Here is a 12,757-nt window from a genome sequence, read left to right on the forward strand (position 1 = left end):
ACGCGACGAATCCAACCGGTGACCGGGCATGACTCTCGACATCACGCAGTTCTACCAGACCTTTTTCGACGAAGCGGACGAGTTGCTCGCGCAGATGGAGCAACTGCTGTTGAACCTCGACGTCGGCTCGCCGGACCCCGAGGACCTGGCCGCGATCTTCCGCGCCGCGCATTCGATCAAGGGCGGCGCGGCGACGTTCGGCTTTTCCGCGCTGACCGAGACGACCCACATCCTCGAGTCGCTGCTCGACCGCGCGCGCAACCATGAGCTGACGCTGACCAAGGAAATGGTCGACGCGTTCCTCGAGACCAAGGACGTGCTGTCCGACCAGCTGGTCGACTATCGCGCGAGCGCGGAACCGGACGCGGCGGCTGCCGCGACGATCTGCGCGAAGCTCGAACGCCTGAAGGCGGAGAGCGGCGCGGGCGCCCCCGCGGACGTCGCACCTGCCGCGCCTGCCGTGGAGACTGCACCGGCGCCGGCCGCCGCTACCTCCGCCAGCGACCGCGCGCCCGATCACGTGGTCGAACAGGCGGTCGCGGCCGCGCATCCGGCGGCGGCTGCCGGCACGGACGGCCCGCACCTGAAGATCACGCTCCTCGGCGTCGACGCGAAGGACCAGGCGCTGCTCACCGAGGAGCTCGGCAATCTCGGCCGGATCGTCGGCCGCGAGGAAGCGGGCGCCGACCTGACGCTGTGGCTCGAATCGGACGTGCCGTCCGACGACATCGTCGCCGTGTGCTGCTTCGTGATCGACGACAGCCAGATCCGCATCGCGCGCGGCACCGCGCCGGCCGCACCGGCGGCGCCTGCCGCCACGCCGGCCGCCGTCGAACCGGCCGCCGTCGAACCGGTCGCCGCGCCGGAACCGGCCGCGCGGGTCGAGGTCTTCGCGCAAGCCCCCGGTGCCACCCCGGCCGCCGCCGCACCGCAGGCGCAGCCGAGCGCCGCCGCGCAACCGGCGCCGCAACAGGCATCGCAACAGGCATCGCAACAGGCATCGCAACCGGCATCGCAACCGCACGCAGAACCCGCCGCGCAGGCTGCCCAGGCTGCCGCGCACCACGACGACAAGCGTCCGCGCCCGGCCGCCGCCGCATCGGGCGCCGAAGGCAGCTCGATCCGCGTCGGCGTCGAGAAGGTCGACCAGCTGATCAACCTGGTCGGCGAGCTCGTGATCACGCAGGCGATGCTCGCGGAAACCGCGAGCGCGTTCGATCCGGCGCTGCACGACCGCCTGTTCAACGGGATGGCGCAGCTCGAGCGCAACGCGCGCGACCTGCAGGAAGCGGTGATGTCGATCCGCATGATGCCGATGGACTACGTGTTCAGCCGCTTCCCGCGGCTCGTGCGCGACCTCGCCGGCAAGCTCGGCAAGCAGGTCGAGCTGGTCACGTTCGGCCAGGCGACCGAGCTGGACAAGAGCCTGATCGAGCGGATCATCGACCCGCTCACGCACCTCGTGCGCAACAGCCTCGACCACGGGATCGAGACGGTCGACAAGCGCGTCGCCGCCGGCAAGGACGGCGTCGGCCAGCTCGTGCTGTCGGCCGCGCATCACGGCGGCAACATCGTGATTGAGGTCAGCGACGACGGCGCGGGCCTGAACCGCGAGCGGATCCTCGCGAAGGCCGCGAAGCAGGGCATGCAGATTTCCGAAAACATCAGCGACGACGAAGTCTGGCAGCTGATCTTCGCGCCGGGCTTCTCGACCGCCGAAACCGTGACCGACGTGTCGGGCCGCGGCGTCGGGATGGACGTCGTGAAGCGCAACATCCAGTCGATGGGCGGCCATGTCGAGATCACGTCGCAGGCCGGTCGCGGCACGACCACGCGGATCGTGCTGCCGCTCACGCTGGCGATCCTCGACGGGATGTCGGTGAAGGTCGGCAGCGAGATCTTCATCCTGCCGCTGAATTTCGTGATGGAGTCGCTGCAGCCGTCGAACGACGACATCTACACGGTCGGCAACGGCGAGCGCGTGGTGCGCGTGCGCGGCGAATACCTGCCGCTCGTCGCGCTGCACGAGGTGTTCTCGGTCGAGGACGCGCGCACCGATCCGACCCAGGGCATCGTCACCATCATGGAAACCGAGGGGCGCCGCTTCGCGATGCTGATCGACGAGCTGGTCGGCCAGCAGCAGGTGGTCGTGAAGAACCTCGAAACCAATTACCGCAAGGTGCACGGCATCTCTGCGGCGACCATTCTCGGCGACGGCAGTGTCGCGCTGATCGTCGACGTCGCGGCGCTGAACCGCGAAACCCGTGCGACGCACGGCGCCCGAGCCGGCGCCGAGCTCGCCATTTTCTGACTCTCGCCATTCAACCGATTGGGGGCAAACGTGTCCGCTGAAGTCCAAATGATCAATCCGGCCGCGGCGAACGCGGCAACCAGCCGCCGCGATGCGGAGCAGGGCGATGCGACGGGCCAGGAATTCCTCGTCTTCACGCTCGGCGACGAGGAGTACGGGATCGACATCCTGAAGGTGCAGGAAATCCGCGGCTACGACAGCGTCACGCGCATCGCGAACGCGCCGGACTTCATCAAGGGCGTGATCAACCTGCGCGGGATCATCGTGCCGATCGTCGACATGCGGATCAAGTTCCATCTCGGCCGCGTCGAGTACGACCACCAGACGGTGGTGATCATCCTGAACGTGTCGAACCGCGTGGTCGGGATGGTGGTCGACGGCGTGTCGGACGTGCTGACGCTGCAGACCGACCAGATCATGCCGGCGCCGGAATTCGGCGCGACGCTGACGACCGAGTACCTCACGGGCCTCGGCACGGTCGACGGCCGGATGCTGATCCTGATGGACATCGAGAAGCTGATGTCGAGCCGGGAAATGGCGCTGATCGAGACGCTCGGCGCGTAAGCGCGCCGCGCGCGCAGGAACTTCGGGAGAATCTGCAATGTTGCATAACTGGTCGATCCGCACGACGCTCACGGCGGTCGGACTCATCCTCGTGGGCCTGGCCGCCGCGGTCGGCGGGCTCGGCCTCTACGCGCTCGATCGCGCGAGCCGCTCGCTCGACGAGATCGCGCACGTCGACTTGCCGGCGATCCATGCGCTCGACGACACGTCGGCGCAGTTGCTGCGCGCGCGCGTGGCGCTCGACCGCTTCCGCACCCTGACCGAAGCCGGCAACACGGCCGAGGCGGGCAAGGTGCTCGACCGCGCGCAGGAGCTGTACGCGAAGTCGAGCCAGAACTGGCAGGCGTTCCAGGCCACGCCGAAGCTCGGCATCGAGCAGGCGCTCGTCGACGAGCTCACCGCACGCTATACGACGATCGTGAAGGAAGGCGTCGAGCCCGAGTTCGCGGCCGCGCGCGCCGGCGACATGGCCGCGTATCACGCGGTCGCCGACACGAAGATCAGCCCGATGTTCGTCGCGTACGACCAGACGGCATCGGCCGTGGTCGCGGCGCTGCAGAAGCGCGCGAACGACCGCCAGACCGCGACGCAATCGCAGATCTCGCTGATGATCGGCCTGATCGCGGCCGGCATCGCGATCGCGTTCGTCGTCGTGATCGCGATCCGCTTCGTGCTGCGCGGGCTGATCGTGAAGCCGCTCGAGGACGCGATCGCGCACTTCGAGCGGATCGCCGGCGGCGACCTCACGCAGCCGGTGAACGTGTTCAGCAACAATGAGATCGGCCGCCTGTTCGGCGGCATCAAGCGGATGCAGGACGCCGTGACGGCGATGGTGCAGGCCGTGCATCGCGGCACCGAATCGATCGACGTCGGCGCGCGCGAGATCTCGACCGGCAACACCGACCTGTCGCAGCGCACCGAGGAGCAGGCCGCGTCGCTGCAGGAAACCGCATCGAGCATGGAGCAGCTGACCGGCACCGTGCGGCAGAACGCGGAGAACGCGCGGCAGGCGAGCCAGCTCGCGGTGAACGCGTCCGACATCGCGACGCAGGGCGGCGAGGTGGTCGGCCAGGTCGTGTCGACGATGCAGGACATCGCGGCCAGCTCGGGCAAGGTCGTCGACATCATCGGCACGATCGAAGGCATCGCATTCCAGACCAACATCCTCGCGCTGAACGCGGCGGTCGAAGCCGCGCGGGCCGGCGAGCAGGGCCGCGGCTTCGCGGTGGTCGCGGGCGAAGTGCGCTCGCTCGCGCAGCGCAGCGCGAGCGCCGCGAAGGAAATCAAGCAGTTGATCGGCGATTCGGCCGAGAAGGTCGACAGCGGGTCGGCGCTCGTCGCGCGGGCCGGCTCGACGATGGACGAGATCGTGCAGGCCGTGCGCCGCGTGACCGACATCATGGGCGAGATCAGCGCCGCGTCGGACGAGCAGTCGACCGGCATCGAGCAGGTCAATCGCGCGGTCGGCCAGATGGATTCCGTCACGCAGCAGAACGCGGCGCTCGTCGAGCAGGCCGCGGCCGCCGCCGCGTCGCTCGAGGAGCAGACGCGCCAGATGAAGGCGGTCGTGTCGGCGTGGCGCGTCGCGGGCGGCATCGCGCTCGCGCCGTCGCGCGGCGCCGCACGCCCGGCCGCGCACGCATCGGCGCCGGCGCTGGCGTCGCCGTCGGAACGCCGCCATGAAACCGCGCCGGCCGCATTGCCGGCACCGCAGGCGGCCGTTCAGCCGGCGCGCCGCGCGTCGCCTGCGCCCGCGTCGCATGCGTCACATGCATCGGCACCGGCCGCGAGCCACGAAACGAAGCGTGCGCCGGACGCCGCCGCACGCACGGCGAAGGAAGCGCCGGCCGCGGGCGGCTACGGCCCGCGTCTCGCGAAGGCGGCCGCCGCACCGGCGCACAAGCCGGCCGACAAGCCCGCGCTGGTGCGTCCGGCGCTGAGCAGCGAGAAGCCGGCGCTGGCCGCGGCCGGCACGTCCGATGACGACTGGGAGACCTTCTAAGCCATGCCGTCCGCGCGCGCACCGTTTCGACCCGATGCACCGGATGCCTCGCCCCGCGCGGGCGAGCCGGGGCGCGACTTCGCGTTCACCGGCGCGGATTTCGCACGCATCCGCGCGCTGATTCATCAACGCGCGGGCATCTCGTTGTCCGAGCACAAGCGCGACATGGCGTACAGCCGGCTCGCGCGCCGGCTGCGCGCCCGCGGCCTCGACACGTTCCGCGACTACCTCGACCTGCTCGAGCAGGAGGACGATCCGCTCGAGTGGGAGGCGTTCACCAACGCGCTGACGACGAACCTGACCGCGTTCTTCCGCGAGTCGCACCATTTCCCGATCCTGGCCGACTTCGTGAAGGGGCGCGCGGCGCCCGTGTCGGTGTGGTGCTCGGCGGCGTCGACCGGCGAGGAGCCCTATTCGATCGCGATCACGCTGATCGAGGCGCTCGGCGAATCGGCTGCGCGCGGCGCATCGATCCTCGCGACCGACCTCGACACGCAGGTGCTCGCGAAGGCCGAGGCCGGCATCTATACGTACGACCAGGTCAAGCACCTGAGCCCGGAGCGGCTCAAGCGCTTCTTCCTGAAGGGCACCGGCGCGCAGGCCGGCCGCGTGAAGGTGCGCCCGGAGCTGCGCGCGATGATCCGCTTCGAGCAGCTGAACCTGACCGATGCCGACTACGGGATCGCGAAGCCGTTCGACGCGATCTTCTGCCGCAACGTGATGATCTATTTCGACAAGCCGACGCAGGGGCAGGTGCTGTCGCGCTTCGAGCCGCTCGTGAAACCGGGCGGGCTGCTGTTCGCCGGGCATTCGGAGAATTTCACCTACGTCTCGCAGGCGTTCCGGCTGCGCGGGCAGACGGTGTATGAGCTGACGCGCGCCCCGAAGGAAGTGCCCTTGGGGCACGACGCCGCGCCGGGCCTGCGCCCGCGCGGCGCGGCGCCGGCCGCGGCGGTGCCGCCGCGCGCCCATGCGCGTGCCGCGGGCGCCGCGCCCGCTTACGGAGAACGCGGATGAGCGCGCTGCCGATCGCCACCAATCGTTACTTCGACAACCACTTCGAGCGCCCCGGCGTGAAGCTGCTGCCGAACGAGTTCTACACGACGTCCGAGGACATGGTGCTGATGACCGTGCTCGGCTCGTGCGTCGCCGCGTGCCTGCACGACCCGATCGCGGGCATCGGCGGGATGAATCACTTCATGCTGCCCGACGACGGCGCCGACGCCGGCGCGGCCGCATCGGAGTCGATGCGCTACGGCGCGTATGCGATGGAAGTGCTGATGAACGAACTGATCAAGGCCGGCGGGCGCCGCGAGCGCCTCGAGGCGAAGGTGTTCGGCGGCGCGGCCGTGCTGGCAGGGATGACGACCATCAACATCGGCGACCGCAACGCGGATTTCGTGCGCCGCTATCTCGCGCTCGAGCGCATCCGCATCACCGCGGAGGACCTGCAGGGCGTGCACCCGCGCAAGGTCGCGTTCATGCCGCGCAGCGGGCGCGCGATGGTGAAGAAGCTGCGGCTGCAGGTGCCGGGCGTGACCGAGCGCGAAGCCGCGCTGGCGCGCGAGGCCGACCGCGTGCACGCCGCCCGGACGCGCGCGCACGTCGAGCTGTTCGCGGCGAAGCGCCCGGCCGCGCCGCCGCCGGCGCGCCCGCGCATCGAGCTGTTCGGCGCACGCGGCGGCGCGGGCGCGCAGCCGGCGAACGCGAAGGCCACCAGCCCGAACGCCGGCAGCCCGTACGCGGCCAACCATTCGAGAAAGCAGGAGGCATGACCGCAGTGCAGAAGATCAAAGTGTTGTGCGTCGACGATTCGGCGCTGATCCGCAGCCTGATGACGGAGATCATCAACAGCCAGCCCGACATGACGGTATGCGCGACCGCGCCCGATCCGCTCGTCGCGCGCGAACTCATCAAGCAGCACAACCCGGACGTCCTGACGCTGGACGTCGAAATGCCGCGCATGGACGGCCTCGACTTCCTCGAGAAGCTGATGCGCCTGCGGCCGATGCCGGTCGTGATGGTGTCGTCGCTGACCGAGCGCGGTTCCGAGATCACGCTGCGCGCGCTCGAACTCGGCGCGGTGGATTTCGTCACGAAGCCGCGCGTCGGGATCCGCGACGGCATGCTCGACTACGCGGAAAAGCTCGCGGACAAGATCCGCGCGGCGTCGCGCGCCCGCGTGCGCCAGGCACCGCAGCCGCAGGCGGCCGCCGCGCGCACCGCGAGCGGCCAGCCGGCCGCGCCGATGATCAACAACCCGCTCGTCAGTACCGAGAAGCTGATCATCATCGGCGCGTCGACGGGCGGCACCGAGGCGATCCGCGAGGTGCTGACGCCGCTGCCGCCGGATGCGCCGGCGGTGCTGATCGCGCAGCACATGCCGCCCGGCTTCACGAAGTCGTTCGCGCAGCGGCTGAACGGCCTGTGCCGGATCGCGGTGAAGGAAGCCGAGCACGGCGAGCGCGTGCTGCCGGGCCATGCGTACATCGCACCGGGCCATGCGCACCTGCTGCTCGCGCGCAGCGGCGCGAACTACATCGCGCAGCTGTCCGACGAGCCGCCGGTGAACCGCCACCGGCCGTCGGTCGACGTGCTGTTCCGCTCGGCGGCGCAGCACGCGGGCAAGAACGCGATCGGCGTGATCCTCACGGGGATGGGGCGCGACGGCGCGGCCGGCCTGCTGGACATGAAGCGCGCGGGCGCCCACACGTTCGCGCAGGACGAGGCGAGCTGCATCGTGTTCGGGATGCCGCGCGAGGCGATCGCGCTCGGCGGCGCGGACGAGGTCGCGCCGCTTGCGGAGATGAGCCGGCGCGTGATGGCGCGGCTGGCGACGATGGGTGACCGCGTGCAACGCGTCTGAATGAAATGTCACGGGGCACGTGCGAAGCCGCGGGCCCCGACGGTAACGAATCTGCAAAGGAACGACGATGGACAAGAGCATGAAAATCCTGGTGGTGGACGATTTCCCGACGATGCGCAGGATCGTCCGCAACCTGCTCAAGGAACTGGGCTACACGAACGTCGACGAAGCCGAGGACGGCGCAGCCGGCCTCGCGCGCTTGCGCGGCGGCGGCTTCGACTTCGTGATCTCGGACTGGAACATGCCGAACCTCGACGGCCTCGCGATGCTGAAGGAAATCCGCGCGGACGCGACGCTCACGCATCTGCCGGTGCTGATGGTCACGGCCGAGTCGAAGAAGGAGAACATCATCGCGGCCGCGCAGGCCGGCGCGAGCGGCTACGTCGTGAAACCGTTCACGGCCGCGACGCTCGACGAGAAGCTGAACAAGATCATCGACAAGATGGCCAAGGCCGGGAGCTGACGTGAACGAGCCGATCCATGCGGCGCTCGCCGGCGCTGCGTTCAGCGCCGACGGCCACGCCGAAGGCGCCGATTACGCGAGCGACCGGATCCTCGCGCGCATCGGCCACGTCACGCGCACGCTGCGCGATTCGATGCGCGAGCTCGGGCTCGACAAGCATGTCGAGCGTGCGGCGGAAGCCGTGCCCGATGCACGCGACCGGCTGCGCTACGTCGCGACGATGACCGAGCAGGCGGCCGAGCGCGTGCTGAACGCGATCGAGGTCGCGAAGCCGGTGCAGGCGCGCATCCAGAGCGAGGCCGAGGCGCTTGACGCGCGCTGGGCGCAGTGGTACGCGGCGCCGATCGAGCATGCGGACGTGCGCGAGCTGATGGACGACACGCGCACGTTCCTGCGCGCGCTGCCCGAAGCGACGTCCGCGACCAGCGCGCAGCTGCTCGAGATCATGCTCGCGCAGGATTTCCAGGACCTGACCGGGCAGGTGATCAAGAAGATCATGGACATGGTCTATCTGATCGAGCAGCAGCTGCTCACCGTGCTCGTCGAGAATATCGCGCCCGAGCGGCGCGAGCAGTTCGCGGCGACCGCGGCCGCGCTCGCGGCCGAGCAGATCAGCGCGACCGGCAGCCCCGAGTCGCTGCTGAACGGGCCGCAGATCGCACCGGAAGGCAAGTCCGACGTCGTGCAGGACCAGGCGCAGGTCGACGACCTGCTCGCGAGTCTCGGCTTCTGACCGTGCCGCACCGCACGCCACCGCGCCGCTCTCCGTTCGCGGAGCGCCCGGTGTGCGTGGCTTTCACCCTGCCTCTCCCGCCGAGCCCCCCCGCGCGCGGGTCGTGTCGCTCGTCATGCTGCGCCGCGTCATGCATCGTTGATTTGACACTCCGACACACTCCGCAGGCATACTACGCATCAGCAGCAACGAAGCGTCATTCTTAAGACTTTGATTTGTTGGCCCGCGGCGCCGTGCCTGATGGCGGCACCGCCGGCAACGAAGCCAGTCCCTTTGGGGGGGAACGTGAAGCTGAAACGCTTGGGCTGGGCCGCCGCGCACGCGACGGCTGCAATGGGTGTGCTGTGGGCCGTCCACGCACAGGCCGAACTGGGCGGCGCACCGATGTCGCCGCCGGCGGACGATCACGCCGCCACGGTGCGCGCGCTGCAGCGCGCGATGCGCTCCGCCGACGGCGCGCAGGCGAGCGCGGCCGCCTACACCGTCCGCGAGATCACGCTCGGATCGGGCACCGTCATCCACGAATACGCGAGCGCGGCCGGCACCGTGTTCGGCCTCGCTTGGCGCGGGCCGAGCATGCCGGATCTCGAGTCGCTGCTCGGCAGCTATTTCCCGCAGTACACGGCCGGCGTCCAGGCGGCGCATGCGGCGCGCGGCTGGCGCGCGCCCGTGTCCGTCGACACGAGCGGCCTCGTGATCCGCACGGGCGGCCACATGGGCGCCTTCGCGGGCCAGGCATGGCTGCCGGCGGCGCTGCCTGCCGGGCTGACCGGCAACGACATCCAGTGACAGCGGGAGAGCGATCTTGAGAATTCCTCGTACCTTCAGGCGCTGGCTCGGGCTGCTGAGCGTCGCGGCCGTGACGGCCATGCTCGTGACCGCCTGCGGCGGCGGCGATGACAACGGCGGCGGCAGCGGCGGCAGCGGCGGCGGCAATGGTTCCAACGTATCGGACGGCAATACCGCGAACACGGCCGTGATCACGGTCGGCACCGGCGTCGCGCACGTGATCAACATCCCGACCGTCAACGTGAAGATCTGCGTGCCGGGCACGACGAACTGCCAGGTGGTCAACAACGTGCTCGTCGACACCGCGTCGTACGGGCTGCGGCTGGTCAGCAGCGCGCTGTCGTCGGGCGTGTTGAACAACCTGCCGCAGACGACGAGCGGCGGCGCGCCGGTCGCCGAGTGCGGCAAGTTCGTGTCGAGCTTCACGTGGGGCTCGGTGCGTACCGTCGACCTGTCGATCGGTACCGAGCAGGCGGGTTCGCTGCCGGTGCAGATCATCGGCGATCTCGGCACGACCAACGTGCCGAGCTCGTGCTCGAACAACGGCGCCAGGACGTCGGCCAACACGGCGAGCGACCTCGGCGCGAACGGCATCCTCGGCATCGGGCCGGCGCCGGTCGATTGCGGCACGAGCTGCGCGACGTCGACGTCGGCGACGTCCAACAACTACTACGCGTGCCCGAACGGCAATGCGAGCTGCGCCGTGGCGCTGGTGCCGGTCGCGCAGCAGGTGGCCAACCCGGTCCATCGCTTCGCGACCGACAACAACGGCGTGATCGTGCAGATGCCGAACATCTCGAGCAGCGGGCAGGGCAGCGCGACGGGCCTGCTGACGTTCGGGATCGGCACGCAGGGCAACAACGCGCTGGGGGCGTCGACGGTGCTGACGTCGACGACGACGGGCGACGTGAACGCGACGTTCCTCGGCGGCAACGTGACCGCGTTCTTCGATACGGGCTCGAACGCGTACTTCTTCAACGATTCGGCGCAGAAGGCCTGTACGACCAACACGCAGTTCTACTGCCCGTCGTCGACGACCACCTATACGGCGACGCTGACCGGCCAGAACGGGAAGTCGGGCGGCGTGTCGATGCCCGTCGCGAACGCCGATTCGCTGTTCGCGAATGCGTCGACGTTCGCGTTCAACGACATCGCCGGCCCGTTCGGCGCGGCCGGCTGGCTCGATCTCGGCATGCCGCACTTCTACGGCAAGACGATTTACTTCGGGATGGACCGGACCGCGACCGGCGGCGCGCAGCCTTACGTCGCGTTCTGATTGCGCACGAGCGGCAGCAGGAAGGGGGCGAGCGATCGCCCCCTTTTTTATGGTTCAACCCGGATTACCGGGGAACGCCGCGCCAGCGCCTACGATATAAGACCGGCACCGGTGCCGGCGCACGACATCGAGGAGACAGCGCCATGAGCCAGCGTATCCAACGCATCACGCCGTTTCTGTGGTTCGACCACGACGCCGAGGCGGCCGCCCGCTTCTACGTGTCGGTGTTCGACGACGCGCGCATCCTGCACGTCGCCCGTTACGGCAAGTCCGGCGCGCAGGCGTCGGGGCAGGCGGAGGGCGCGGTGATGACGGTGTCGTTCGAACTGGACGGGCAGGCGTTTCTCGCGCTGAACGGCGGCCCGGCGTTCCCGCTCACACCGGCCGTGTCGTTCGTCGTCAACTGCCGCGACCAGCAGGAGATCGACCGCTACTGGGCGGCCCTGGCCGAAGGCGGGGACGAACGCGCACAGCAGTGCGGCTGGCTGCGCGACCGCTTCGGCGTGTCGTGGCAGGTGGTGCCGGTGCAGATGCCCGAACTGATGGCGGGCGACCCGGCACGCGCCGAACGCGTGATGGCGCAGGTGATGAAGATGAAGAAGCTCGATCTCGGCGTGCTGCAGCAGGCGGCGGCCGGCTAGCGAACGCCGGCCTGGACGCGCCGTTTCGACGTGCGCACGCGACGTCCGACGATATTCCCGGCCGGTCGGTCAATCAGCGCAGAACGATCGTTTCGATTATCGATCGAGATGCGTTTCACGCCGGTGTAATCAAGTCGTGAATTATCTTGCTGCTGTTTATGTCAGGTCGTCGCGATTATAAAAATGACGTGACATGCGTGTTGGCGATACGGCGCGCCGCCGCTGCGGCCGCTCCAGTAATGCGAGAGCCGGCGTGAGAGACGGTCCGCATGCGAAAGGAGATGCGATGCGAAGAAATTCAAACTTATAATGCCCGCGTTGTTTCCGGGATCGTCGATATAAAACATGAGGGCAATAAGATGAGTTTTAGTGAAGCCGTTCGTGCCGCACTCAATCAATACGCGAAATTCGAGGGCCGCGCGCGCCGCGCGGAATACTGGTATTTCGCGTTGCTCACGAGCGTCGTGTCGATCCTCTGCCAGGTGATCACCATGGTGGGGCACGACACGAGCGCGATCTCGCTGCTGCTGATGATCGTCGCGGCCGTCGTGTCGCTCGCGCTGGTGCTGCCGAGCCTCGCGGTCACCGTCCGCCGCCTGCACGATACGGGCCGCTCGGGCTGGTTCCTGCTGATCGCGCTCATTCCGCTCGTCGGCGGGATTCTGCTGCTCGTGTGGATGTGCTCGCGCGGCACCAACGGCCCGAACCGTTACGGCTCGGATCCGATTCCAGCGATCTGAGCGCCGCCCGCCCCGACGCGCGACGCCGTCGTGTCGGGGCGGGCCGACGATCGCTTCACGGCTGCCTTGCTTCGCTGCTTGGCTGCTTGGCAGATCCCACGCTTCACCGTTTCCCCATTACCCGCTTCGCCGCTTCCCCGCTTCCCCGCTTCCCCGCTTCCCCGCTTCCCCGCTTCACACCTTCATCCACGTCACCACGTCACCACGCCACCGCGCCACCGCGCCACCCCGCCACCCCGCCACCCCGCCACCCCGCGGACGCAGTTTCCATCGTCTCCTCGCGCGCCGCACCCTCCCGCCGGCCGTCCGCCGCCCCCGCTCGCCCGATTCCTCGAAATACCCCCCTTTCCAGGCTTTGCTCGACCGATCGGC

Annotated in this window: 12 protein-coding genes; all 12 read left to right on the top strand. The window is 69.1% G+C overall.

Annotation, left to right across the window (positions count from 1 at the left end; all coding sequences use genetic code 11):
• Positions 1 to 28 precede the first annotated feature (28 nt).
• The 12 genes from cheA to DIE17_RS07500 all read left to right on the top strand — a co-directional run bounded on the left by cheA (position 29) and on the right by DIE17_RS07500 (position 12,385).
• Positions 29 to 2,311, top strand: coding sequence for a chemotaxis protein CheA (cheA, locus tag DIE17_RS07445; protein WP_124920783.1), 2,283 nt, complete (start codon positions 29 to 31; stop codon positions 2,309 to 2,311).
• Positions 2,312 to 2,359: 48 nt separating this feature from the next.
• Positions 2,360 to 2,875, top strand: a complete 516-nt coding sequence (gene cheW / locus DIE17_RS07450; RefSeq protein ID WP_039320139.1) for a chemotaxis protein CheW — start codon at positions 2,360 to 2,362, stop codon at positions 2,873 to 2,875.
• A 37-nt stretch (positions 2,876 to 2,912) separates the two neighbouring features.
• A complete protein-coding gene (locus tag DIE17_RS07455) occupies positions 2,913 to 4,877 on the top strand; it encodes a methyl-accepting chemotaxis protein (RefSeq protein ID WP_124520476.1) in 1,965 nt (654 codons plus the stop codon).
• A gap of 3 nt (positions 4,878 to 4,880) precedes the next feature.
• Positions 4,881 to 5,894 (top strand): CheR family methyltransferase, encoded by a 1,014-nt coding sequence (locus DIE17_RS07460; protein ID WP_124486863.1) that lies wholly within the window; start codon positions 4,881 to 4,883, stop codon positions 5,892 to 5,894.
• Positions 5,891 to 6,652: a chemoreceptor glutamine deamidase CheD gene (gene cheD, locus DIE17_RS07465; RefSeq protein ID WP_124520477.1), complete on the top strand. Its 762-nt coding sequence runs from the start codon at positions 5,891 to 5,893 to the stop codon at positions 6,650 to 6,652. Before DIE17_RS07460 ends, cheD begins: the two co-directional genes overlap by 4 nt.
• Positions 6,649 to 7,743 (top strand): chemotaxis response regulator protein-glutamate methylesterase, encoded by a 1,095-nt coding sequence (locus DIE17_RS07470; RefSeq protein ID WP_044846376.1) that lies wholly within the window; start codon positions 6,649 to 6,651, stop codon positions 7,741 to 7,743. Before cheD ends, DIE17_RS07470 begins: the two co-directional genes overlap by 4 nt.
• A gap of 67 nt (positions 7,744 to 7,810) precedes the next feature.
• Positions 7,811 to 8,206, top strand: a complete 396-nt coding sequence (cheY, locus tag DIE17_RS07475) for a chemotaxis response regulator CheY (protein WP_006754880.1) — start codon at positions 7,811 to 7,813, stop codon at positions 8,204 to 8,206.
• Between the two features lies 1 nt (position 8,207).
• Entirely contained in the window at positions 8,208 to 8,939 is a 732-nt protein-coding gene (gene cheZ, locus DIE17_RS07480) for a protein phosphatase CheZ (protein ID WP_124486865.1), read from the top strand.
• 285 nt (positions 8,940 to 9,224) lie between these two features.
• Positions 9,225 to 9,728, top strand: a complete 504-nt coding sequence (locus DIE17_RS07485) for a DUF2844 domain-containing protein (protein WP_124486866.1) — start codon at positions 9,225 to 9,227, stop codon at positions 9,726 to 9,728.
• A gap of 16 nt (positions 9,729 to 9,744) precedes the next feature.
• On the top strand, positions 9,745 to 11,004 hold the full coding sequence (locus DIE17_RS07490) for a DUF3443 domain-containing protein (protein ID WP_124520478.1): 1,260 nt from the start codon (positions 9,745 to 9,747) through the stop codon (positions 11,002 to 11,004).
• Positions 11,005 to 11,147: 143 nt separating this feature from the next.
• Positions 11,148 to 11,645: a VOC family protein gene (locus DIE17_RS07495; RefSeq protein ID WP_124520479.1), complete on the top strand. Its 498-nt coding sequence runs from the start codon at positions 11,148 to 11,150 to the stop codon at positions 11,643 to 11,645.
• Positions 11,646 to 12,004: 359 nt separating this feature from the next.
• Entirely contained in the window at positions 12,005 to 12,385 is a 381-nt protein-coding gene (locus DIE17_RS07500) for a DUF805 domain-containing protein (RefSeq protein WP_124520480.1), read from the top strand.
• The last annotated feature ends 372 nt before the right edge of the window (positions 12,386 to 12,757 follow it).

This window comes from Burkholderia sp. Bp9099, assembly GCF_003857805.1.
In the GTDB taxonomy this organism is placed as follows: Bacteria; Pseudomonadota; Gammaproteobacteria; order Burkholderiales; family Burkholderiaceae; genus Burkholderia.

Bases quoted from the DNA above. Each gene is read 5' to 3' on its own strand.
- cheA (WP_124920783.1), top strand. From the start codon at position 29: ATGACTCTCGACATCACGCAGTTCTACCAGACCTTTTTCGACGAAGCG.
- cheW (WP_039320139.1), top strand. From the start codon at position 2,360: ATGATCAATCCGGCCGCGGCGAACGCGGCAACCAGCCGCCGCGATGCG.
- DIE17_RS07455 (WP_124520476.1), top strand. From the start codon at position 2,913: ATGTTGCATAACTGGTCGATCCGCACGACGCTCACGGCGGTCGGACTC.
- DIE17_RS07460 (WP_124486863.1), top strand. From the start codon at position 4,881: ATGCCGTCCGCGCGCGCACCGTTTCGACCCGATGCACCGGATGCCTCG.
- cheD (WP_124520477.1), top strand. From the start codon at position 5,891: ATGAGCGCGCTGCCGATCGCCACCAATCGTTACTTCGACAACCACTTC.
- DIE17_RS07470 (WP_044846376.1), top strand. From the start codon at position 6,649: ATGACCGCAGTGCAGAAGATCAAAGTGTTGTGCGTCGACGATTCGGCG.
- cheY (WP_006754880.1), top strand. From the start codon at position 7,811: ATGGACAAGAGCATGAAAATCCTGGTGGTGGACGATTTCCCGACGATG.
- DIE17_RS07495 (WP_124520479.1), top strand. From the start codon at position 11,148: ATGAGCCAGCGTATCCAACGCATCACGCCGTTTCTGTGGTTCGACCAC.
- DIE17_RS07500 (WP_124520480.1), top strand. From the start codon at position 12,005: ATGAGTTTTAGTGAAGCCGTTCGTGCCGCACTCAATCAATACGCGAAA.